Consider the following 24,125-nt stretch of genomic DNA (forward strand, 5'->3'; position numbering starts at 1 on the left):
AGCGCTGCAAGACTTCGCCGAGCAACTGCGAGTTGCTCCAGCCGTCCATGAGGATGTGGTGATGGGTGTAAATCAAATGCCATTGTTCGGCGCCGGTCTGCACCAGAACCAGTCGCAGCAGTGGCGCACAGCTCAGATCGAAACCCTGCTGACGCTCGGCATCGGCCAAGGCCGCGAGCGCTGCGGGCTGATCGTCGCGATCGCGCCAGTCCAGCGTGCTGAACGGCAGTTGCACCTGCTTGTGGACGATCTGCAGCGGCTGCGCCAGCTCGCCCTGCCAGACAAAACCGCTGCGCAGAATGTCCTGCGCATCGACGGTGGCCTGCCACGCAGCGCGGAACCGCTCGGGATCGAGACCTTGTACGTCAACGCGCAACTGGTTGATGTACTCACCCGCCGCTTGCTCGTAAAGGGTGTGGAACAGCAAGCCCTGCTGCATCGGCGACAGTGCATAAACATCGTCGAGCTGACCTGCCGGCACCGGCAGCGCATCCAGTTGCGCTTGCGTCACGCGCGCCAGCGGGAAGTCCGAAGGCGTCGCTTGCGCGGCTTGCAACGTGCAGCAATGCTCGATCAGCGCATGCAGTTCGCTGGCGTACTGATCCACCAGTTTCTGCACGGTAGTGCTGTCGAACATTTCGCGGCTGAAACCCCAGCTCATCGCCAGTTCACCGCCATACACCTGACCTTCCACGGTCAGCCAGTTGGCCAGAGGCGCGGCCGGATCCTGCGCGACACCGCTGGTTTCGGCGGACGGTACGAACAGCGCGGCTTCGTCGAACTGGCGGTCGAACTGACCGAGGTAGTTGAAGGTAATCCGTGGCGGCGCCAACTGCTCCAGTTCGGCGCGCACCGCCGGTGCCGCCAGATAACGCAGCACGCCGTAGCCCAGACCTTTGTCCGGCACCGCGCGCAGTTGCTCCTTGATCGCCTTGATCGAACCGTCGAGATCGTCGCTAGCCGTCAGCTTGACCGCGAACAGACTGGTGAACCAGCCAACGGTGCGGGTCAGGTCGATGTCATCGAACAGGTCTTCGCGGCCATGCCCTTCCAGTTCGATCAACGTGCCGGGCTGCTGGCTCCAGCGGCTGATGGTGCGGGCCAATGCGGTCAGCAACAGATCGTTGACCTGCGTGCGATACGCCGCCGGTGCCTGTTGCAGCAACTGGCGAGTGCGCTCGGCGTCGAGGCGCCATTCGATTTTTTCGCCGTGCAGGTTTTGCAGGCTGCCATCGGGACGTTCGCACGGCAGATCCTGCGCAGCTTGATGCTGGGTTTTCCAGTAATCCAGTTGTTCATCGAAGCGTGCAGCGGCGCTTTCGAGGCGCGCGGTCCAGTTCTGGAAGGCAGTGGTCTTGGCCGGCAACTGAATGCCGCCGCCCGCCGCCAATTGCTCGTAAGCCTGCTGAACATCTTCCAGCAGCACCCGCCAGGAAACACCGTCAACTGCCAAATGGTGAATGATCAACGCCAGGCGCTGCGTGCCATCGGCCATCGTCACCAGCAGTGCACGCAGCAGCGGACCGTTCTGCAGGTCGAGGCTGCGCTGGGCTTCGTTGCACAGAACCTGCAATTGTTCAGCGGACGCGGCATCACGCAGCCAAAGGTCAGCGCTGTCCACCAGCGAGCCATGGCTTTGCTGCCAACCGTCGGCGCTTTCGACAAAGCGCAGGCGCAAGGCGTCGTGATGATTGATCACCTGCGTCAGCGCGGCATCCAGCCACTGCGCATTCAAGGTGTCGCGCGGGGTCAGCAGCAGCGACTGGTTCCAGTGTTCACGCAGTGGCATCGCGCGGCTGAAGAAATGCTGTTGGATCGGCCCGAGCGCGGCGACGCCGGTCACCGGCCCTTGGTCTACCGAGGTCTGATTATCCAGCGTGGCAACCAGCGCGAGGCTGCGCACGGTCTGGTACTGGAACAGGTCGCGCGGGCTGAGACGAATCCCGGCCTGCCGCGCACGGCTGACCACTTGAATCGAGATGATCGAGTCGCCGCCCAGTTCGAAGAAGTTGTCTTCGAGACCGACGCGCTCAAGGCCGAGCACGTCTTCCCAGATCGCCGCCAAGGCTTTTTGCAGCGCATCCTGCGGCGCGACGAACGCTTGCTGTGGCGCGGCATCCGGTTGCGGCAAGGCTTTGCGATCGAGTTTGCCGTTGGCGGTGACCGGCAGTTTGCTCAGCGTGATCAGGTAAGTCGGCACCATGAATTCCGGCAGGCTGCCGAGCAGCCACGCCTTGACGTCCTGCTGCCACTGCTCGTCCGCCTGGGCATTTTCCAGCACCAGATAAGCCACCAAGTGCTTGCCGCCCTGCACCAACACCACCGCTTCGCGCACCAGCGGATGCTGCATCAGGCGGGTTTCGATTTCGCCCAATTCGATGCGCAGACCGCGCAGTTTCACTTGATGGTCGAGACGACCGAGGTATTCGATCACGCCGTCGGCGCGCTGACGCACACGGTCTCCGGTGCGGTACAGGCGCGCGCCGGCGTGGAACGGGCACGGCACAAACCGCTCGGCAGTCAGCGCCGGACGCTGGTGATAACTGCGCGCCAGCCCGGCGCCGCCCAGGTACAGTTCGCCGGCCACGCCACTCGGTACCGGCAGCAGCTCGGCATCAAGCACATGGGTGCGCAGGTTGGCGATCGGCCGGCCGATCGGCACGCTGTCGGCGCCTTCGTCAACACACGTCCAGTGGGTCACGTCGATCGCCGCTTCGGTCGGGCCGTAGAGGTTGTAGAGGCCGGCATTCGGCAGTTTGGCGAAGACTTGCAGTTGCGCGTCCAGTGGCAGCGCTTCACCGCTGCAGACGATGCGCTTGAGGCCGACGCAGCTTTCAACGCCCGCCTCGTGAATGAACGCCTGCAACATCGACGGCACAAAGTGCAGCGTGCTGATGCCGTGGCGGTTGATGACGTCGATCAGTTGCAACGGATCGCGGTGCGCACCTGGCGCAGCAACCACCAGACGCGCGCCGGTCAGCAGCGGCCAGAAAAACTCCCAGACCGACACGTCGAAACTGAACGGGGTTTTCTGCAACACCGAATCGCTGGCGTCGAGGCCGTAGGCTTCTTGCATCCAGCACAAACGGTTGACCAGCGCGGCGTGACTGTTGCCAGCGCCTTTGGGTTTACCAGTGGAACCCGAGGTGTAAATCACATAAGCCAGGTTCAGCGAATCGACGCTGACGTCCGGGCGGCTGTCGCTATAGCTGTCGAGCAGGTCCGGCTGATCCAGCGTGATGACCTGCACGCCGTCAGTCGGCAGCGATGCCCGCAAAGCATCCTGAGTCAGCAGCAAGGTGATGCCGCTGTCCTCGATCATGTAGGCCAGACGTTCCTGCGGGTACTCCGGATCGAGTGGCACGTAGGCGCCGCCAGCCTTGAGAATCGCCAGCAGCGCGACGACCATTTCCACCGAACGCAGGGCGCACACACCGACCAGACTGTCGGCCCGCACGCCTTGCTCACGCAGCAAATGCGCGAGGCGGTTGGCGCGGGCATCCAGTTCGGCGTAGCTCAGGGTCTGCTCGCCGAACAGCAGCGCCGGCGCATTCGGCGTGCGCGCGACCTGCGCTTCGATCAGTTGATGGATCGGTGTTTCGGTCGGATAAACCGCGTGGACGTTGTTCCAGTCGTGCACCAGCGTGTGCTGTTCCTCGGCTTCCAGCAGCGGCAACTCGCCGACGCGTTGCGCCGGATCGGCGACCATGGCCGAGAGCAAGCGCAACCAGTGGCGCGCCATGCGCTCGATGGTTGAAGCCTCGAACAAGTCGCTGGCGTAAGTCAGTGCGGCATGCAGTTTTCCGCCCTTCTCGTAGGTATCGAGGGTCAGGTCGAACTGGGTGGTGCGGCTCTGCCAGTCGAGGCTGTCGAGCACCAGGCCGGACGCCGTGCTGAGGCTGGCGATATCGGCCACTTGCGGCTGATGGTTGTACATCACCTGGAACAGTGGCGTGTGACTGAGGCTACGCTCCAGTTTCAGCGCTTCGACCAGTTGCTCGAACGGCAGATCCTGATGCGCCTGAGCGCCGAGCGCGGTTTCCTTGATCGCGCGCAGCAGATCGTCGACCCGCGTCTGACCGTCCAGTTGGGTGCGCAGCACCTGAGTGTTGACGAAGAAACCGATCAGCCCTTCGATTTCGCCACGGTTACGGTTGGCAATCGGCACGCCGACACGGATGTCGGTCTGACCGGTATAGCGATGCAGTAGCGCGTTGAAGGCACCGAGCAACAACATGAACAGGGTGACCTGATGCTGCTGCGCGGTGTTGCGCAGCTGCTCGTCCAGTTGCTCATCAATGGCGAATTCGTAACGGGTGCCGCGATAGCTCGGCATCGCCGGGCGGGCATGATCCAGCGGCAGCTCCAGCACCGGGTGTTCGTCGCCCAGTTGTGCTTGCCAGTAATCGAGCTGGCGCGCCTGTTCGCCCGCCTCCAGCCAACGGCGCTGCCACAACGCATAGTCGCTGTACTGGATCGGCAACGCGGACAGCTGTGGTGGCTGGCCGGCGTCGAAAGCGTCATAGCAACGAATGAACTCGTCGATCAGCACGTTCATCGACCAGCCATCGGAAACGATGTGATGCAGGGTCAGCAGCAGGACATGTTCCTGCTCGGCGAGCTTGAGCAAGGTCACCCGCAGCAACGGGCCGACGGCCAGATCGAACGGCAATACCGATTGCAGCTCAGCGGCGCGGACCACGGCCTGCTCACGCTCGAGGGCCGGCAGCGCACTGAAGTCTTCATGCTTGATCAGCAACGGCGCACTGGCCGGCACTTGCAGCAAGTTGTCGTCCGCTTGGCGCTGGAACACCGTGCGCAGGGTTTCGTGACGCTCGACCAGGCTGGCGAAAGCTTGCTCCAGCGCGCCGAGGTTCAGGCGACCGCTCAGGCGCACCGCGCCCGGCAGGTTATAGGCGCCGCTGTGCGGATCGAGTTGCCAGAGAAACCACATGCGTCGCTGCGCGTAGGACAGCGCTTGGCGATCCTCGGCTTCGATCCCGGCCGGGATCGGAAACCGGGCGAAATCCACACCCTCCTTTTGCAGGGCCGCGAGGAACATCTGGCGCTTTTCCAGGGGCAACCCGATAAACCGGCGAGCAAGTTTCAAGGAGTCTTCAGCATTCATTTCTCAGCATCCGGATCAGTAGGCAGGAAGCACAAAGGCACGTCATCCCTATAAAACGAATGCAGACCGGAAAAATTAGCGAATGAGAATAACTGTCAGGCGGGAGGCAGACAGTGATTCTGCCGCCAACCAAAACCCTGTAGGAGCTGACGAGTGAAACGAGGCTGCGATCTTTTGATTCTGCTTTTCAAAGACAAGATCAAAAGATCGCAGCGTGCCGCAGCTCCTACGGGAGAGAGCTGCGTGAGGGGAAGTTCAGGCGGTGGCGGCCATAGCATGCCGGCGATGGTGTACATCGAGCTGATCCTTGATCACCTTCAATACCTTCGCTTCATGCTCATGAATAAAGAAGTGCCCGCCCGCGAGCATATCCACCGAGAAACTGCCGCGGGTCTCCTTGCTCCAGCCGATCAATTGCTCGGTGGTAGCGCGGTCAGCCTTGCCGCCGAGCACATGCACCGGGCAGTTGAGCAGCGGTCGCGCCAGCGGTTCGAACTTGCCACACAGCTGAAAATCCGCGCGCAGGATTGGCAGGGTCAGGCTCATCAGCTCTTCGTTGGCCAGCACTTCTTCGCTGGTGCCATTGAGTGTACGCAACTGCTCGATCAACTCGGCGTCAGTCTTGGGGTCGGCGAAGCCGCGATCGTAATCGGCCCGCATGGTCGGCGCCGCGGTGCCGGAAGCGAACATCGCCACCGGCTCCGGACAACCCAGCGCACGCAAGGCATGCGCCATTTCGCAGGCCAGCAATGCACCCAGACTATGGCCGAACAGCGCATAAGGCGTCTTGAGTGTCGGGCGCAGTTCCTTGGCCAGTTGCATCGCCAGCCCACGCATATCGGTGTGCAGCGGCTCACCAAAGCGTGCACCGCGCCCCGGCAGCTCAACCGGTTGCAAGTGCAGCCATTGCGGCAGTTTCGGCCGCCAGCGGCTGTAGACCATGGCACTGGCGCCGGAATACGGCAGGCACAGCAGGGTCAGCTTGGTCACCACGCTTTCCTCGAAAAATTCATCTGTAGAGAGAGACGGATCCCGCGTCGGGCAAATTAGTCAGCAACCGGTAAATTCCCCCAACAGGCGCTCGTTAACTGTTCAGGCCAAAACCAATAATGAGGGATCACCGTGGACCTGCAGAGCATTTTGGGCAAACTGTTCGCCAATGCCGGCGCCGTCGGCATCGAAGGCGTTTTTCAATTCGTGTTTGGTCCGCAGCAGGCCTACTGGTCCGAGGTCAAGGCCAGCAGCCGCACCGTGCCCGGACGCCACGCCAGCCCGGACGTGACCATTGAAGTCGCCGAGCGCGATTTCCTCGGGATCATGAGCGGCATGGCCAACGTCGAAGAGCTGTTCGCCAGCGGGCGCCTGAAGATCGGCGGCAACATGGGCCTGGCGACGATGCTGCCGCAGATCATCGAACATGCGATGCACGGCCGCGTCGTGGCGGAAAAAGTCGACATGAACAAGCGTTACCCGACCCCGCCGCGCTTCAGTGAAAAACTCACCGCCAGCCTGCCGACCCAAAGCAGCATCGAACGCCTTGCGCGCAGCGAACTGTCGGTCACCGAGTTCAAAAGCCGCTATCTGCCCAATGGCATTCCCGTAGTGATCAGCAATGCGCTGCAGGACTGGCCCCTGTTCAAGCTCAGCCGTGAGGAATCGCTGGTGCATTTCGCCGAGCTGCAAGGCATCACCCGCCATGGCGACTACGTGAAGAAGACCTTCTCCACCGAGCGTGATTTTCGCTCCACGTCGATGGCCGACTTCATCGCCTCGCTGGACAAACCGGCGGCCAAAGGTGCGAATGGCGAACCACCCGCCTACATGGGCAACAACATCCTGCCGGCGCAGCTGATGCAACAGATCAAATACCCGGCCTACTTCGACGCCTCGTTATTCATTCCGCCGCGTATCTGGATCGGGCCGAAAGGCACATTGACGCCGTTGCATCGTGACGACACCGACAACCTCTTCGCGCAGGTCTGGGGGCAGAAGAAATTCACCCTTGCCGCACCGCATCATCGTGAAGCCTTGGGCACCTGGTCGACGGCGCCCAAGGGCGGTCTGGATGGTTGCGATTTCAACCCGGATGCGCCGGACTACGAGCGCTTCCCCGCCGCTCGGGACGTGACGTTCCTGCGCGTAACGCTGGAGGCTGGGGATCTGCTGTTCCTACCGGAGGGCTGGTTCCATCAGGTGGAGTCGGTGTCGACTTCACTGTCGGTGAATTTCTGGGTGAATTCGGGACGGGGCTGGTAAACAGTTGCCACCTCCGCTTTGTAGGAGCTGTCGAGTGAAACGAGGCTGCGATCTTTTGACTTTAACGATCAAGATCAAAAGATCGCAGCGTGCCGCAGCTCCTACTTGAGATGGCGGTAGCTTTGTATCGCCGAGCCCAGCACCACCGCTCCGGCCACAATCGCCAGCCAGAACCCGCTGCGCGCGCCGAAGGCATCCACCAGCGCGCCAGCGCCAGCAGCACCCATCGCCACGCCGATACTCAAACCGGTCACCAGCCAGGTCAGGCCTTCGGTGAGCTTGGCCGGCGGCACAATGCGTTCGATCAACGCCATCGCCACAATTAGCGTCGGCGAGAAGAACAACCCGGCGACGAACACGGCCACCGACAAGCCGAAAATATTGCTCGCCAGCAACAGCGGCAACGTCGTCACCGCTGTCGCCACGCCGCCGTACAAAAACAGTTGCGGCAACGGCAGTTTCGAGCGCATGGCGCCGAAGGCGATACCGGACAGAAATGAGCCAATACCATAAACCGACAACACGATACTTGCCGCCGCGGGCTGCCCCTGTTGCTGGGCGAACGCGACGCTGACCACATCGATGACGCCGACGATGACGCCCATGGCCGTCATCAACAGCAGTAGCAGTCGCATGTCCGTGGAGCGAATGATCGAGCCTTGATGGTGTTCCTCATGCGGATGCACCGTTGGCTCGGTGCTGCGCTGGGCGACAAACGCTGTAACGCCGATTGCCAGCATCAACAGTCCCGCCAACGGCCCGGCTTCGGGAAACAGCGTCACGCACAATCCGACTGACAGTGGCGCACCGACAATAAAGCAGACCTCATCGAGCACCGACTCCAGCGCATACGCAGTCTGTAGTTGCGGTTGGCCGCGATAGATTTCCGTCCAGCGCGCCCGCACCATCGCCGACATGCTCGGCATGCACCCGGCCAGCGCGGCGAAAATGAACAGCGTCCAGGTCGGCGCCTGCAAGCGGGTGCAGAGCAGCAACATCAACAGTGCCCCGCCGCCGAGCAATGCCGATATCGGGAGAATTTTTCGCTGGCCATAACGGTCAACCAGACGCGACACCTGTGGCGCGCAAAACGCCGTGGCCAAGGCAAACATCGCCGCCACCGCACCGGCCAACGCATAGCCACCCTTCAACTGAGAAAGCATGGTGATCACACCGATACCGGTCATGGAAATCGGCATGCGCGCGATCATCCCGGCCAGCACAAAATTTCGTGCGCCGGGGGCGTTGAACAATTCGCGGTAGGGGTTTGCCATGGGTTGCCGTCTCATCAAGGGCCGCCAAGTTGCCATAGGGTCGGGTGTCGGGGAAGCGAGGAATTGTTGGTGGAATGTGAAGGCCCCCTCGCGAGCAGGCTCGCTCCCACAGGAGGATTTGTGTACGACGCCGATCCAGTGTGAGAGCGAGCCTGCTCGCGAAAGCGTCGGCGAAAACACCACTGCCCTTTCTGCCGAATGAACTCTCACTGTTTGTTACCGGTCAGCTAAATAAGCCCTCACTCAAGGCGCGACCCAGCATGCAAATCTCCCTCGCCCGACAAGTAGCCCTGATCACCGGCGCCAGCTCCGGCATCGGTCACGCTGCCGCCACAGCCCTCGCTGCTGCCGGCGCCGCAGTGGTCATCAACTACAACCGCCAGGCAGAACCCGCCGAAGCATTGGCCCGGCAGATCATCGCTGACGGTGGCCAGGCCATCGCCATCCGCGCCGACGTATCAAAGGAAGACGAGGTTGAACGGCTGTTCGCTGCGGCTATCGATGCCTTCGGCTCACTGGATATTCTGGTGGCCAACTCGGGTATGCAAAAAGACGCCGCTGCTGTGGATATGTCGCTGGACGACTGGAACGCAGTCATCGGCGTCAACCTCACCGGGCAGTTCCTCTGCGCCCGCGCTGCCCTGCGCATATTCAATCGCCAGGGCATTCGTGAAGGCGTTTCGCGCGCCGCCGGCAAAATCATTCACATGAGCTCGGTGCACCAGCGCATTCCCTGGGCCGGCCACGTCAATTACGCCGCGTCCAAGGGCGGCGTCGATCAGTTGATGCAGACCCTCGCGCAGGAAGTCAGCCATCAACGCATCCGCATCAACGGCATCGCGCCCGGGGCGATTCGCACGGCGATCAATAAAGACGCCACCGAAGGCGCGGCCGCTGAAAAGCTGCTTGATCTGATTCCCTACGGACGCATCGGCGATGCTGAAGACGTCGCCAACGCGGTGGTCTTTCTCGCCTCCGACGCCTCCGATTACATCGTTGGCACCACCCTGTTCATCGACGGCGGCATGAGCCTCTATCCGGAGTTTCGCGGCAATGGCTGAGCATCACCTGGAACGACAAAGCCCGATCGACGCCCATGGCATCATCGGCGACATGCGCAGTGCGGCACTGGTCAACGACCGTGGCAGCGTGGATTTTTTCTGCTGGCCGGAGTTCGACAGTCCGTCGATTTTCTGTTCGTTGCTGGATACCCCCGACGCGGGGATTTTCCAGTTGGCGCCGGACTTGCCCGACGCGCGCCGCGAGCAGATCTATCTGCCGGACACCAATGTTCTGCAAACCCGCTGGCTGAGTGAGCGCGCCGTGGTCGAAGTCACCGATCTGCTGCCCATCGGAGACAGTGACGATGCCCTGCCGCTGCTGATGCGGCGGGTGCGCGTGGTCAGCGGCGAAGCGACTTTCACAATGCGCTGCGCCGTGCGCCACGACTACGCCCGAGCCGACACCCGAGCCGAGATGGATCAACAAGACGTGACGTTCAGCGCTGCTGGCCAACCGTCACTGCGCCTGGCTTCGGACCAGCCGATGCAGATCGACGCGCAAGCGGCGGTGGCGCAATTCACCCTCAAGCAAGATGAAACGGCGGCGTTCATGCTCGGGGCGACCGATGATCCACGATTCGCCGAAGGCGCCGGACACTTGTGCATGGAACGCACCCTGAAGTTCTGGCGCGACTGGATTGGTCAGTCGATTTACCGCGGCCGCTGGCGGGAAATGGTCAACCGTTCGGCCCTCGCGCTCAAGCTGCTGACCTCGCGCAAACACGGCGCGATTCTCGCCGCCGCCACCTTCGGTCTGCCGGAAACGCCGGGCGGCGAACGCAACTGGGATTACCGCTACACGTGGATCCGCGATGCCTCGTTCACGGTGTACGCGTTCATGCGCCTGGGTTTTGTCGGCGAAGCCAACGCCTACATGGGCTGGTTGCGCGGACGGGTCAGCGATTGCCACGGGCAACCGGTGAAACTGAATATTCTGTACGCCATCGACGGACAACAGGAATTGCCGGAAACCGAACTTGATCACCTGTCGGGACACGGCGGCGCGAAACCGGTGCGCATCGGCAATGGCGCGTACGACCAGATCCAGCTCGACATCTTCGGCGAGCTGATGGACGCGGTGTATCTGGTCAACAAATACGGCGACGCGATTTCCCACGAAGGCTGGAAACATGTGCGTGAAGTCGTCGATCAAGTTTGTGAGACGTGGCAGACCACGGATGTCGGCATTTGGGAAATGCGCGGTGAGCAGCATCACTTTCTGCACTCGCGGCTGATGTGCTGGGTAGCGCTGGACCGGGCGATTCGTTTGGCGTCGAAACGTTCGCTGCCGGCACCGTTTGCGCAATGGGATCAGACCCGGCAAGCGATATATGCCGATATCTGGGACAACTTCTGGAATGAAGAGCGCGGGCATTTCGTGCAGTACAAGGGTGGCACGGCGCTGGATGGCTCGATGCTGTTGATGCCGTTGGTGCGCTTCGTCAGCGCCAAGGATCCGCGCTGGTTGTCGACCCTCGAAGCCATCGAAAAGACGTTAGTGCGCGATGGCATGGTGTATCGCTATCGCAATGACGACAGCAATATCGATGGCCTGGCTGGCACCGAAGGCGCCTTCGCCGCGTGCTCGTTCTGGTACGTCGAATGCCTGGCCCGCGCCGGGCAAGTGGAAAAAGCTCATTTGGAGTTTGAGCAATTGCTGCGTTATGCCAATCCGCTGGGGTTGTATGCCGAGGAATTCGACAGCCATGGCCGGCATCTGGGCAATACGCCGCAAGCACTGACGCATCTGGCGCTGATCAGCGCGGCGAGTTTTCTGGATCGACGCTTGAGCGGGGAAAAGAGTGAGTGGCAGCCTTGAACTCGTCCGGTTCTTCGTCAGCGTCTGTCAGACATATCGCACTTTAAACGCCTCTTGTGGGAAGCCGGCCTACACACCACACACATCAACCAGCGCCGAATTTCGGCGCTGGGCCTTGCAGCGGTTACCTGCGGCGACACTTTGTGTAAATCAATGCCCGCAAAAAACTCACAAACACCACGCCAAGCTCCCCTCGTAACTTGCACTTACACCCCGAAATACCTTGTTGCCAGCGGTTACATCCGCCCCTACCATCCACCGCAACGGGCACAGCGGAGCTGTCCAACAAAACCCGAATTCAAGGAACCAGAATGTCCCAGCACGTCCAGCGCAACATCGACGCCCCTCTTCGCACGGGCCTGACCCGCACCCAACTCTGGGAAGCCGCCGACCAAGGCCTGATCAAATGCTGGGAAGTCGGCCGCCAGCGCGCCGCGCGTTTTCCCAATCTCGCCCAACAATGCCGCGACGGCGAATTGCCGGTACTCGGCTGGAAAGGTGGCGTGAGCCGTAGCCTGAAGAAGCTCGAAAAGTACGGCTCGCTGAAGTATCTGGCGCAGTGGCAAGGGCTGCGCGGCGAGGATCTGGATATTGATTTGAGTCAGGAGCGTTCGCTGACCTGTTCGCGGACGAAGATGGTGGTGACGTTTACCCCGGACCGGACGAAATACTTCAATCAAGTAGCGGAAGCCGAGGCCTGACTCCAGGAGAACCCTCTAGGCATTAGGGATCGACTGCAGCGCTGACCGAAAACCGCTCCCGATAAGCCTGCGGCGTTACGCCAATAGCGCGCAGGAAACTGCGCCGCAACGTTTCTTCACTGCCAAACCCGCAATTGGCCGCGATCCGTTTGACCGGCAAGCCGGTGTCGCTTAACAGTCGCCGCGCCGTTTCAACACGGATCAGTTCAATCGCCCGCGCCGGGGTCTGGCCGGTGTCGGCGCGGTAGTGGCGGACGAAGCTGCGTTCGCTCATGCCCGCCTGCTCGGCCAGGGTCAGCACGCCAAGATCGCAGGTGAGGTTTTCGGCGATCCATGCGTGCAACTCATCAAACCGATTGCCCTGATTCTGCAACGACAAAGTCACGCTGAATTGCGATTGCCCGCCCGGGCGTTTGAGGAACACCACCAGATGGCGGGCGACGTCCAGGGCGATGTCGCTGCCCAGATCCTCTTCAACCATCGCCAGTGCCAGATCGATGCCAGCGGTCACCCCCGCAGAGGTCCATACCGGGCCGTCGTTGATGAAAATCGGATTGGACTCGACTTGCAGTTTCGGATGCTGCTGCGCCAATTGTTCGCAGCGGGTCCAGTGGGTGACGACTCGGCGACCGTCGAGCCAGCCACTGGCCGCCAGCAAAAAAGCGCCTGTGCACACCGAGGCCACGCGTCGACATTTGGCGGCGTGTTCGCGTACCCAATCGACCAAAAGCACATCTTCAGCGGCAGGATAAATGCCCCAACCACCGGCGATGATCAACGTATCGCTGGGCGCTTCAGGCAACGGCTCGGCCAACACCGCCAGACCCGCCGACGACATCACCGCCCCGCCGCCGCTGGCAATCACGCTCGGCGCGTACGGGATCGGCAAGCCGCGCTGACGGGCAATATCGTTGGCCGAGGCGAACACCTGCAACGGCCCGGTGACGTCGAGGATCTGCATGTTGGCAAACGCGAGTACGTGGATGGCTTTGGGCATTTGGCGTAATTCGTGGGGTTATTGGCGTATGCGCCAGAACCTACGCGCCTACAGTGAAGCCGTCCACCTCTTTTCATGGAGCAAGAACGATGACGTTGCAGATCGGCTTTCTGTTGTTTCCACAGGTTCAGCAACTCGACCTGACCGGGCCGTACGACGTGCTCGCCTCGCTGCCGGGCGTGCAGGTGCATCTGATCTGGAAGGATCTGATGCCGGTCACCGCCAGCACCGGCCTGCTGCTTAAACCGACCACCACGTTCGAGGATTGCCCGTGTCTGGATGTGATCTGCATTCCCGGCGGCGGCGGTGTCGGGCCGTTGATGGAAGACGCGCAAACACTGGACTTCATCAAACGCCAGGCCCTTCAGGCGAAGTATGTGACCTCAGTGTGCACCGGTTCGCTGGTGCTCGGCGCGGCTGGCCTGCTGCAAGGCAAACGCGCGACCACGCATTGGGCGTATCACGATCTGCTGCCGACGCTGGGCGCGATCGCGGTGAAGGATCGGGTGGTGCGTGACGGCAATCTGTTTACCGGTGGCGGGATCACAGCGGGGATCGATTTTGCCTTGGTGCTGGCGGAAGAGTTGGTGGGGGCCGACGCGGCGCAACTGATTCAGTTGCAATTGGAGTATGCCCCGGCACCGCCGTTCAACGCGGGCAGCCCGGAGACTGCGCCGAGTGCGATTGTCGATGAAGCACGATTGCGCGCCGCGCCATCGCTGAAGCTGCGCACGGAAATCACCGAGCGCGCGGCAGCGAAACTCAACTTGCACTGATTCCCAGGCAAACACAAAACCCTGTGGGAGCTGGCTTGCCAGCGATAGCGGTGGACCAGTCAATGAAGATGTCGGCTGAACAGGCCTCATCGCTGGCAAGCCAGCTCCCACAGGTAAAGGGGTTGACCATAGGTTTGTGTGCTGCCCCGGTTTCCCCCTTCATCCTCACTTGTCCCCGCGCCCCCACCCGTGTAGAAAGCCCTTCCACAAATTTGCACAGGGACTTTCGATGAAGGCTTTGCCATGGCTCTATCTGGCGCTTCTCAGCCTCGGTTACGGATGGGCGCTAAGCTACGGCCACCTCGGCTGGCTGGCTTTGATTTCCGTTGGATTGCTGGTGTTCGCAGGCTTTGCGGTGCGCCAGCAACAGGTGCCGGTCGCACGTTTTCTCGGCCATGGCCTGTTCATCGTGCTGGCCTTGGCGCTGGCTCTGCACTGGCTGCCGGGCTTCGCCAACGGTCGCGCCATTGATCCGCAACGCTTCACAGACAACGCCGTGCCGTTCGCGATGTACCTGAATCTTGATAAACCGCTGGTTGGCTTCTGGCTGTTGCTGGTTTGCCCATGGATTGTCGGGCGACGTTCGTTGCGCCTCAGCGTGTACGCCACCGCCCTCGCCCTGACCTTGAGCGCGATTCTCGCCCTCGGCGGCGCGCTGTTGCTGGGCGTGATCGCTTGGGCACCGAAATGGCCGGATGTGGCGTGGTTGTGGGTGTTGAACAACCTGCTGCTGGTGACTTTGGTCGAGGAAGCGCTGTTTCGCGGCTATATACAGGGCGGCCTCAGCCAGCGCTTCAAACACCTGCCTTACGGTGAAAATCTCGCCCTGCTGCTGGCCTCGCTGCTGTTTGGTCTGGTGCATGCCGGCGCGGGCTGGACCTGGGTGTTGCTGGCGGGTCTGGCGGGGGTCGGCTATGGTCTGGCCTACCGTTTTGGCGGGCTCGGCGCGGCAATCGCCACGCATTTCGGCCTGAACCTGCTGCACTTCAGTTTGTTCACCTATCCGATGCTCGCCGGCTGAAGCAAGCGCCGTTTTGCGACGCTGTGCTGATTATTGAAAAAAAATTTCAATAAAAAGCTGTCACCGCCGACAACCTTTCAAAGCCTTGCGGATTGAAAAACCATGCGTAACAACCAGCCCATTACACAACGCGAACGGACTTTCCCGGCTCAGCAGCGGTTGATTTCCACAACCGACGCCAAGGGCGTGATCACCTACTGCAACGACGCTTTCGTCGAGATCAGCGGGTTTTCGCGTGAGGAACTGATCCGTGCGCCGCACAACCTGGTCCGTCACCCCGACGTCCCGGCGGCGGTGTTTTCGCACATGTGGGGCACATTGAAACAAGGCTTGCCATGGATGGGCATTGTCAAGAATCGCTGCAAGACCGGTGACCATTACTGGGTTAACGCCTATGTCACACCGGTGTTCGACGGCAATCAGGTGGTCGGTTACGAGTCGGTGCGGATCAAACCCACCGCCGAACAGATCCGCCGCGCCGAAGCGCTCTACCAACGCATCAACCAAGGCAAGTCGGCGATCCCTTCCAGCGACAAATGGCTGCCGGTGCTGCAAGACTGGCTGCCGTTCATTCTGGTCAGCCAACTGAGCTTCGTGATCGGCGCGACCCTGAACTCGCAGTGGGGCTTCGCCCTCGCCGCCGGTCTGTCGGTGCCGCTGGGCCTGATGGGCCTGCAATGGCAGCAACGCGGGCTCAAACGCCTGCTGCGCCTGGCCGAGCAGACCACCTCCGACCCGCTGATCGCGCAGATGTACACCGACAGCCGTGGCGCCCAGGCGCGTCTGGAAATGTCGATCCTCAGCCAGGAAGCTCGCCTGAAAACCTGCCTGACCCGTCTGCAGGACACCGCCGAACACCTGACCGATCAGGCCAAGCAGTCCGACGCCCTGGCGCACAACAGCTCCACCGGTCTGGAACGTCAACGCGTGGAAACCGAACAGGTCGCCACCGCCGTCAACCAAATGGCCGCCACTACTCAGGAAGTAGCGAGCCACGTGCAGCGCACCGCCGACGCCACTCAGGAAGCCAATCGCCTGACCGGTCGCGGCCGTGACATCGCCGGGGAAACCCGCGAAGCCATTCAGCGCTTGTCGGTGGTTGTAGGGGAAACCGGCCTGACCGTGACCCAATTGGCCAAGGACAGCGACGAAATCGGCGGCGTGGTCGACGTGATCAAAGGCATCGCCGACCAGACCAACCTGCTGGCACTGAACGCTGCGATCGAAGCGGCACGTGCCGGTGAGATGGGCCGTGGTTTCGCGGTAGTGGCCGATGAAGTTCGCCAATTGGCGCAACGCACCAGCGAATCGACCGGGCAGATTCACGCCCTGATCGCCAAGTTGCAGCAGACGGCTTCGAGTGCCGTGCAGACCATGGAAGCCGGGCATCGTCAGGCTGAAGAAGGTGTAGCGCGGGTGCTGGAAGCGGATCAGGCGTTGGTCGGGATCAGTGAAGCGGTGGCTAATATCACCGACATGACCACGCAGATTGCTGCGGCGACGGAAGAGCAAAGTGCGGTGGCTGAAGAGATCAGCCGCAACATCAGCAATATTTCGGAGTTGGCGGATCAGACGTCGGAGCAGGCGCATAACTCGGCGTTGCTGAGTGAAGAGCTGACGAAGACGGCGAATACGCAGTACTCGTTGGTGGAGCGGTTTAACCGCTGATTGAACTGGCGATAACAAAAAACCCGGATGGCGAGAGCTTCCGGGTTTTTTGTTGCCTGTATGAAATGGACGTTGTTGGGCAGGCCGCTTTCGCAACAAGCGCTGGCCATGCAGGAACCTCGACGATCACGTCACTTCGCGGAAGGCGTTTAAGATCAACCCAAGATGCGTTTAAAGCATACATTGCAGCACCACCTAAAGCCTACAGACCCTCTCGCCATTGCCTACATCAACGACAGAATCCGCTGGCTTGTACGCCTGGCGCACGGACTCTATCGTGACCTTGTTACAAAAAAACGCGAAACGATTTGGAGAAAAGGCTTCCTCAGAGGAATGCCTGTTCTATAGAACTTTTTTAATCTACTCCGTTACTCAATACGCAAATCTCAACAATCCCCCACAACTTATTCAGGCATTAAACTTAAAAAAGAGGATTGGATCATGTTCAAAAGAAAAAATACGTCACTCACGATAAAACAAGCCGCCCTTTGATATTCAAAGCGACCCCAACGATAAATGGCTATGGTGGAGGCTGCGTCCTGGAAGGCAAATACTTCATTTTTCGGCCAGATTGCGGCGGCCCTAGAATTCCAAGCCCGAGGTAATTCCTAAACGTCATTATTGAGCGCCCCTACAGGGCGCTCAATAATCGGTCCAGCTCACATAAAGCCAAGGAGTGGCCATGAACAACAAAGGAAAGCGCTATCAAACGCACAACCCTAATTCAACACAACAAAAACCCACCGCAGAAAAAATAGTGCACGTAAATCCTTTGTCATCCTGCAAGTTGATAGTAATCAACAGTAATATCGGCAGCATTATGAGTGGTAAATTCGAGCCCCCCTTATTCAACAAAGAACCGGACAGGTATCAAATAATTCGCCAACTCACCCAAGACGAACCTGCCTCAACGTCCACTTATTGGCAGGGGGTCATATTGCTCCCGCCCTCACACACATACACGTACGATACCAAACTAAAGACCAGCATTATTGAGACCAACCTCACCCACCTTCAAGGCCAATATCCATTCGCAAACCAAGACCCTTTTGAATTGATAATTGATTACATCGCCGAAGAACATAATAAAAACAAAGATGGAGAGCTTGTAGTGCGTTTCTCGGGAGGTGTCGATTCAACGTGCTTACTACTTGCAGCGATTGAAGTCGCTGGAAAAGATCACGTTACCGCCATCACTTGGTTCGACGAAAAATGCAGTGCAAATAATGATAGAAATACAGCCACCGCCTTATGCAATACACTTGACATAAACCACATATTGTTCAAGCTCGAACCAGAAGACTTCTTTCAGGAAGTGAATCCGACTGATCACTTCTGTATCAACTCCAGCATGGCTTCTGAGCAGGTATTCAAAAGAGAAAGAGACTTTATCTTATCCCAACTAGGACACGAATTCATTGTACTGGATGGACATGGAGGCGATCACTTATTCTTAGACCCCGTACCCTCCGTTGCATTCCAACATTTAATTAGAGAAAAGAGATTTTTCAAGGGATTTAATATAGCTGCAACGATCTCCAAACTGACAGGATCAAACCTCTACCAAACCCTTACTCAAAACAGGCGACAACGAAACAACGAGACTGACCAGTTAAGGTATTTTTTTAACTCGCAGTTCTTGCCGCGAAGGGGTGCAGAAAAACCTAAGAGCCTAGCCGAGGAACATGTACAAGCTATAACACAGGCCATTTTCCAGAACTCGACAAGTTCGACCCTTAACAAGTTCAACAACATAATTTTTCCATTCACAAGCCAAAAAATCATTGAATATGCACTCACACAAAACCCATACAGCATGTTCAACGAAAGTGAAACCAGACTACCAATAAAGCGAGCCTTCAGAAAAAAACACCCAAACATACTACTTCGACGTGACAAGGGGCATATAACAGGCGCCTACCAAAAAGCATTAAAACTCCATAAAAAAGACATTATAAAAAAGCTCCGCAGCAGTTGGATGACCCAAGAAAACATAATTAACATGCCCAACATTGAAAACTCTATAAATCGCTCAGCAATGGGATTTGGAGGTGTCGAAAAAAATTTGCTGAAAATCATATGCGCGTCCTTAATTAAAAATATTTAAAGGAGAAAAGGGAAAATGGAATTTACTTTTCAGCCTCACGCACACGCCATCTTGATAGACAACCAACTTGTCATCCTTGATGAAAAGCTCGACACCTACTTAATTTTTAACGAATCACAAACTACGATACTGATTAAAGGCGACAGGGACTGCAACGAATACAACGAAATTCGACACGAGCTCTCCTCTCTAAACATAATCACTGATTCGATTCACAACTCCAACCCTCTAACAAAAGCGAATGATGACTACGAAGGTATTGATAACTATACGTGGAGAATAAAAAGGCAAAACCCTCGTCAACCCGTTAAATTGCTACCGACAATGCGGGCATGCCTGGACCTCCTGATTTTAAAGGTAACAATCGCACTCGGTGGCCTGGAAACCTGCCTGAATAGCATGAGAGCCTCAAAAAAAGCTCTATCAGGAAACCCTGTATCGGCTTGGCACGAAAGTATTGAAAGCTACGCGCAAGGCGTTCGCATCGCTTCACTTGTATTGCCTTTTAAGGTCAAGTGCCTTGAGTCTTCTATCTGTCTCTTCAAACACGCCATGAGAAACAATAAAAAGTGTGACTTCTTTATTGGCGTTCAATTATATGACTTCCTTTCGCACGCGTGGATCGAAATAAATGGAGAAGTCATTGCCGATGATCCACACCTATCACGCAAGCTACCTAAAATACTGACAATATAAGGCTGCTCAAAAATGAATTGGCTGTATCAATACATAAAAATCTTTAAAATAATCTCAAAAAATTATCGCTGGTTTACAGCCAGCTTTATCGGAATATCAGCAATATTTCTCCTATGCAGCGCCCTGAACTCCCTCCTCCCGGTTATATTGAGAAATGCTGCCAACTCCATTCACGAATCAAATAGCATGCAAACACAGTTTCTGTTTTTTGCGGCATCTTATTCGGCCATATGGACTCTTTCTCAGGTTCTGTCGAATATACGTGGAATTTTATCAGCGTGGATACTCGCAAAGTGCGACACTACAATCTACGAAACAATCATTAACAGGATCTTTAAGTACCCATATAAAAAACAAAAAAACCTGGACCCCGGATTTGTTGTAGCTGACATAAACAGATCCGCTAGCAGTTTCAGCATGATAACTATAGGCGTATTCTGGACAATCACCCCTATTACTGTGGAAATCATCATTGCGATAAGTGTACTGTACGCGATCATGGGCCATGCCTACGCAATCTTGTTCCTTCTCTCCTCCATAGTACTGATATGCATATCGATTTATGTTGCCAGGTCCAGCTCCAGCATTCATCGGGAATTATTTGAGGCAGACGCCAAATTATCCAGCTATACCGTCGAAAGACTTGGCCGCACTTACGACATAAAGCTTAACAGTACGCAACTTAAGGAATGCCATGCGGGCAAAAGCTTTTTTGACAACTATGTCAAGACAATCAGAAAAGCCAACCTTCATATGGGTACACGTATTGCCGCTCAAGGATTAGCAATTGGAACCGTGCTGGCTTTTTTCGTGATTTTGTCAGGAGTTAATTATCATTCAATATTTACTTCAGGTGATTTCATCATGATCACTGGCTACATCACAATGTTCACGATGCAGTTACATCTATTGGCTGGAACACTGATAAATCTTCAGGGAAACCTTGTTTCCCTGGATGACGGCGTTAAATACATCGAAGAAAAAATCAACAACTCATATTACCCGAACACCTCTCAGACCGAACAAGGTTTTGTTCTTAGAGAACTATCACTCACCAAAGACAATAACGTTATATTTTCCAGAATCAACTATCAATTTAAACGAGGCGTAAACATTATAGCGGGGAGTTCTGGCGCAGGAAAAACGACACTCATCAATACTCTATTAGGCCTCGAAGAAAATTATACGGGAGCAGTACATTACAGAGGGCACTTGATAAACGAAACAATGAGTGAATTCATACTCTCTGAGGTTTCCGTCGCACCACAGCAACCTATACTCATCGCTGGCACCTTTGAAGACAACCTGCTTTATGGATCGAAAAATGTTTCACCGCAAAAACTAAGATGGGTCATTGAACTTCTGGGACTTTCAAAAGACAACTCTGAAATAGAGGGATTATTGGCTACCGTAATAGGCGCCGCGAATAGCGAACTCAGCGGGGGAGAAAAACAACGAATTGCAATTGGCCGAGCGATTCTAAGAGATAAACATACATTGATATTAGATGAACCGACCTCTTCACTTGATGATACAACGGCTTACAAAATCATTGAGTGGCTCGCCGCCAACATACCCTGCTTAATAATTGTCACTCATGATGCTGGTTTGAAGAAAAAATACGGAGTGGCAATAGAGCTGACTGAAAATCACCCTCAGAGCACTTAGCCATTCAGCGTGCTCCCCGCTCGCGATGAGCGCTATCACTACCGGGAACGATCTCACTCAAGTAATGCAGACATTGCCTACAATTGCGACAGAATGCGCCGACTGGTGCTTGTTGAGGCCAGTTTCTATCGTTTGCCGGTCGCTACTCAATCACACATACCGGCCAGCATGAATACAACGTCCGCCCGAAAACCCGCAAAACAGAAAGTTTGTGATGAACTGACATTCCTTGATGTTCGGCAAGCCGCGCGTGATGGGCAGAAAGTGTTCGATGAAATTGTGATCACTGGCAGGCTACCCATTACAAAGTAAATCAAAAAAATCGCAGCCTGCCACAGCTTCTAAAAAGCCATTGTGTAGGAGCTGCCGCAGGCTGCGACCTTTTAATTCTGAAAGCCCGGACGGCGAAAGCTTCCGGTTTTTAATACCTGAAATAAAGGCAAACCCCAAAAACAGCGCCGAAGCACATTCCGCGAATAAAGTCTAGCTGACAACTCTGACAGTAGACAGAACATTAATAACTGAATATCTATGAAATACCGCTCGGTCAATCGACGGGATTCCCCTACGAGACAGAAGGATTTCATCGTGAGCTACAGCGATTTTTATAATGAAAATAACGCCTCTCAGATAGATAACTTCGAAGCAGAGGACGACGACTTTCAGTGGGAGATCGATTCTTTATCAACCAAAGCCCAAAGAACATCATTTTACAAATCAAGCACCTCAACTAACCTTTCATGGATAATTTATGGTTCCGTGGGTTCGGTTGATTCAGTGAACTATTTTGGTTTTATGCTCCGAGTGCCGTATATCAATGAGGATATCCTGGAAGGCACCTATACACTTGCAAACGGCTTGTACTTTGACCACAGGCATTCAGTAAAAAAGGGTGCGTTGAAAGGCTGGCGAGTTATCCAGGCGGATGCTGCGACACTGAGTATTAAGCTGGACCCTGTAAAAGGGACTGCTGAAGGTAAGTTCGAAGCAACATTCACAAAAACAAACCCCGACGAAACGCCCGAAGAAATAAAGCCCAAAGGAACTTTCAATTTAAGAAGAAATGATCTGAAAGCCAAACAATATTTTGAGACATTCACGGATACTGTTTGATGTGCCGAAAATCGCGCACGATGGGCAGAACGCGTTCGATAACAGTGTGCTTACTGGCGGTGGGTTGGGCGTAACTTTGAATTTGGATGAAACTCCTACCGCAGCTTTAAGGAGCAGTCACCGTCGCTACCAAACGAGTGGGTGGCGGCCATACGCGGGTTGGTAGACCGACTGCAATAGGAACCCGGCGCTCACGGATGAACCCCACGCATGACCACCATAAAGCAGAGCCTCAAGATAGAAGCTCCATAAGGTGTTGCCACACAGCTATTACAGACGGGCTACCAATCCCGATCACTGTTTTGCGGTGACAAGGAAACGATATAGCCCGGCCCATAGCCGTGTAAGACGGCGGATTCTGGCGTACGCGTAGGTAACGGCGCAAGGTGTTGTAGGCCCTGCGGCGTAACGGGTTGTGTGATTTAAACGTGCTTACAGGACTGCGTTTACCGACAGAGAAGTCCGCAAATGCCCTGTTCTTTTGATGGTGTCTGTCAGACCGCTTTCGCGAGCAAGCTCGCTCCCACATTTGGACCGGATGCAATCAGTTAGAGGTTGGTCGGCTCTTAGGCCGCCATCGCGAGCAGGCTCACTCCTACAGGGGATCGTTGTCGGGCACTCAATCAGTGATCACCGCAGATCCAATGTAGGAGTGAGCCTGCTCGCGATGAGGTCATAACAGCCAGCGAAATTACTGAGGCAACTTCAGCTTATCCAGCAGCCGATTGACCAACAGCTCGTTCAACATGATCACCTGTTGCAGCGCCAGCAGCGGTTTGCGCTCCGGGCCGCCTATTGAGTTGGCGATGTTACCGGCCATGGCGTGGGCGTATGAAAGCGACTCGCTCGCCTCGACCAGCAGGGTTTCGTCGTCCAGTGTAGGGTCGACGAGATAGACCGGGCGAAACTTGGGCGAGCTTGGTGGAGCCCCCAGGGCTTCTGGTCGGAGGTAGTAGTCGAGGGCGCGATCAGTCGCTTCTTTTGTCTTTTGAGACTCCAGCGCTGGGTCGTGAGGGGTTGGGTCGATGCCCGGAGGGTTTGGCGTGGCTTTGAACATAAATATCTAATTCCTGAACAAGGGCCGCGACCGTTCTCTACTAAAGAAGGGTGGCGGCTGTGCGCAGGTTAGTAGACCGGAGGAATTAGCAAGACCGGCGCGCTCGAAAGCGCCCTGAGCACAGCCACCATTGAGTACAGGCAGATGCGCCTGACTTTATGGGACCTATGCACTTACTAAAACCATACGGGCTACTAAACCCGACCACTGATGGGCAGTGGCAGGCAAACGATATAGCCCGCGCATGGTCGTGTAAGCCGGCGGATTCTGGCGTATGCGTAGGTAACGGCGCAAGGTGTTGTAGGCCCGGTGGCGTAACGGGTTGTGTAATTTACACGCGCTCACAAAATCATGTTTACGCACGAGAAATGCCGGACAGTGAGCGCTTCCAGTTCTTGATCGTGCCAGCAGAATCGCCCCTCACCCTAACCCTCTCCCAGAGGGAGAGGGGACTAACCGAGGTGTTTGGGCAAGATACGCCGACGTGCGATACCGCGTTGAACTCCAGCGCTGAAAAGCACACAAATCGGCTCTTCTCCTTCCCAGAGAGAGGTGACTGACCGAGGTGTTTGGGCAAGGTACGCCGACGTGCGATACCGAGTCGAACTCAGATTCTGAAAGGCCCACAAATCGGCTCCCTCTCCCTCGGGAGAGGGCTGGGGTAGCCACAACATAAATCAACAGCCGAACACCGCTTGGCCCTTAACCACTCAATAGGCCGAGTGTCAGCTCGCCTGCTTTTGATCTTGATCCACGGGCGACGTCGGAAGGCTGAGTGGAGGG

16 protein-coding genes (1 of these 16 only partly in view) are annotated in these 24,125 nt (G+C 56.9%); 11 read left to right on the forward strand and 5 right to left on the reverse strand.

The window, feature by feature from the left end:
* On the reverse strand, positions 1–5,128 hold the 5' portion of the coding sequence (locus M5G26_RS23935; RefSeq protein ID WP_273916647.1) for a non-ribosomal peptide synthetase. 7,193 nt of this gene lie to the left of the window's left edge; 5,128 of the gene's 12,321 nt are visible here — the first part of the coding sequence; the start codon lies at positions 5,126–5,128; its stop codon lies off the left edge, out of view.
* A 255-nt stretch (positions 5,129–5,383) separates the two neighbouring features.
* Positions 5,384–6,121: a thioesterase II family protein gene (locus tag M5G26_RS23940; protein ID WP_038365340.1), complete on the reverse strand. Its 738-nt coding sequence runs from the start codon at positions 6,119–6,121 to the stop codon at positions 5,384–5,386.
* Positions 6,122–6,250: 129 nt separating this feature from the next.
* Here M5G26_RS23940 and M5G26_RS23945 point away from each other — a divergent pair, with 129 nt between their 5' ends.
* Positions 6,251–7,384, forward strand: coding sequence for a cupin-like domain-containing protein (locus tag M5G26_RS23945; protein WP_273916648.1), 1,134 nt, complete (start codon positions 6,251–6,253; stop codon positions 7,382–7,384).
* A gap of 101 nt (positions 7,385–7,485) precedes the next feature.
* Here M5G26_RS23945 and M5G26_RS23950 read toward each other — a convergent pair whose 3' ends face one another.
* Entirely contained in the window at positions 7,486–8,658 is a 1,173-nt protein-coding gene (locus tag M5G26_RS23950) for an MFS transporter (RefSeq protein WP_273916649.1), read from the reverse strand.
* Between the two features lie 260 nt (positions 8,659–8,918).
* On the opposite strand from M5G26_RS23950, the gene M5G26_RS23955 reads away from it, so the two are divergent.
* From M5G26_RS23955 to M5G26_RS23965, 3 genes are all read left to right on the forward strand, one after another.
* A complete protein-coding gene (locus M5G26_RS23955; protein WP_273916650.1) occupies positions 8,919–9,719 on the forward strand; it encodes a glucose 1-dehydrogenase in 801 nt (266 codons plus the stop codon).
* Positions 9,712–11,538 carry a glycoside hydrolase family 15 protein gene (locus tag M5G26_RS23960; protein WP_273916651.1) on the forward strand — a complete coding sequence of 609 codons (1,827 nt, stop codon included), beginning with the start codon at positions 9,712–9,714 and terminating at the stop codon, positions 11,536–11,538. Before M5G26_RS23955 ends, M5G26_RS23960 begins: the two co-directional genes overlap by 8 nt.
* A gap of 311 nt (positions 11,539–11,849) precedes the next feature.
* Positions 11,850–12,239, forward strand: a complete 390-nt coding sequence (locus M5G26_RS23965) for a hypothetical protein (RefSeq protein WP_273916652.1) — start codon at positions 11,850–11,852, stop codon at positions 12,237–12,239.
* 22 nt (positions 12,240–12,261) lie between these two features.
* Here the strand turns inward: M5G26_RS23965 and M5G26_RS23970 are convergent, their stop codons facing one another.
* Positions 12,262–13,236, reverse strand: coding sequence for a GlxA family transcriptional regulator (locus M5G26_RS23970; RefSeq protein ID WP_273916653.1), 975 nt, complete (start codon positions 13,234–13,236; stop codon positions 12,262–12,264).
* A gap of 89 nt (positions 13,237–13,325) precedes the next feature.
* Here M5G26_RS23970 and inhA point away from each other — a divergent pair, with 89 nt between their 5' ends.
* The 7 genes from inhA (at position 13,326) to M5G26_RS24005 (ending at position 22,285) form a co-directional block, all read left to right on the forward strand.
* Positions 13,326–14,012, forward strand: a complete 687-nt coding sequence (gene inhA / locus M5G26_RS23975) for an isonitrile hydratase (protein WP_134174947.1) — start codon at positions 13,326–13,328, stop codon at positions 14,010–14,012.
* Between the two features lie 229 nt (positions 14,013–14,241).
* Positions 14,242–15,033, forward strand: a complete 792-nt coding sequence (locus M5G26_RS23980; protein WP_273916654.1) for a CPBP family intramembrane glutamic endopeptidase — start codon at positions 14,242–14,244, stop codon at positions 15,031–15,033.
* A gap of 102 nt (positions 15,034–15,135) precedes the next feature.
* Positions 15,136–16,701: a methyl-accepting chemotaxis protein gene (locus tag M5G26_RS23985; RefSeq protein WP_064389791.1), complete on the forward strand. Its 1,566-nt coding sequence runs from the start codon at positions 15,136–15,138 to the stop codon at positions 16,699–16,701.
* A gap of 682 nt (positions 16,702–17,383) precedes the next feature.
* Positions 17,384–18,808 carry an asparagine synthase-related protein gene (locus M5G26_RS23990; protein WP_273916655.1) on the forward strand — a complete coding sequence of 475 codons (1,425 nt, stop codon included), beginning with the start codon at positions 17,384–17,386 and terminating at the stop codon, positions 18,806–18,808.
* A 15-nt stretch (positions 18,809–18,823) separates the two neighbouring features.
* A complete protein-coding gene (locus tag M5G26_RS23995) occupies positions 18,824–19,504 on the forward strand; it encodes a lasso peptide biosynthesis B2 protein (RefSeq protein WP_273916656.1) in 681 nt (226 codons plus the stop codon).
* A 12-nt stretch (positions 19,505–19,516) separates the two neighbouring features.
* Positions 19,517–21,172, forward strand: coding sequence for an ATP-binding cassette domain-containing protein (locus M5G26_RS24000; RefSeq protein WP_273916657.1), 1,656 nt, complete (start codon positions 19,517–19,519; stop codon positions 21,170–21,172).
* Positions 21,173–21,760: 588 nt separating this feature from the next.
* Positions 21,761–22,285: a hypothetical protein gene (locus M5G26_RS24005; protein WP_273916658.1), complete on the forward strand. Its 525-nt coding sequence runs from the start codon at positions 21,761–21,763 to the stop codon at positions 22,283–22,285.
* Positions 22,286–22,976: 691 nt separating this feature from the next.
* On the opposite strand, the gene M5G26_RS24010 is transcribed toward M5G26_RS24005, so the two are convergent.
* Entirely contained in the window at positions 22,977–23,342 is a 366-nt protein-coding gene (locus tag M5G26_RS24010) for a DUF6124 family protein (protein WP_123374778.1), read from the reverse strand.
* Between the last annotated feature and the right edge of the window lie 783 nt (positions 23,343–24,125).

Source organism: Pseudomonas sp. TNT2022 ID642 (assembly GCF_028656995.1).
GTDB lineage: Bacteria > Pseudomonadota > Gammaproteobacteria > Pseudomonadales > Pseudomonadaceae > Aquipseudomonas.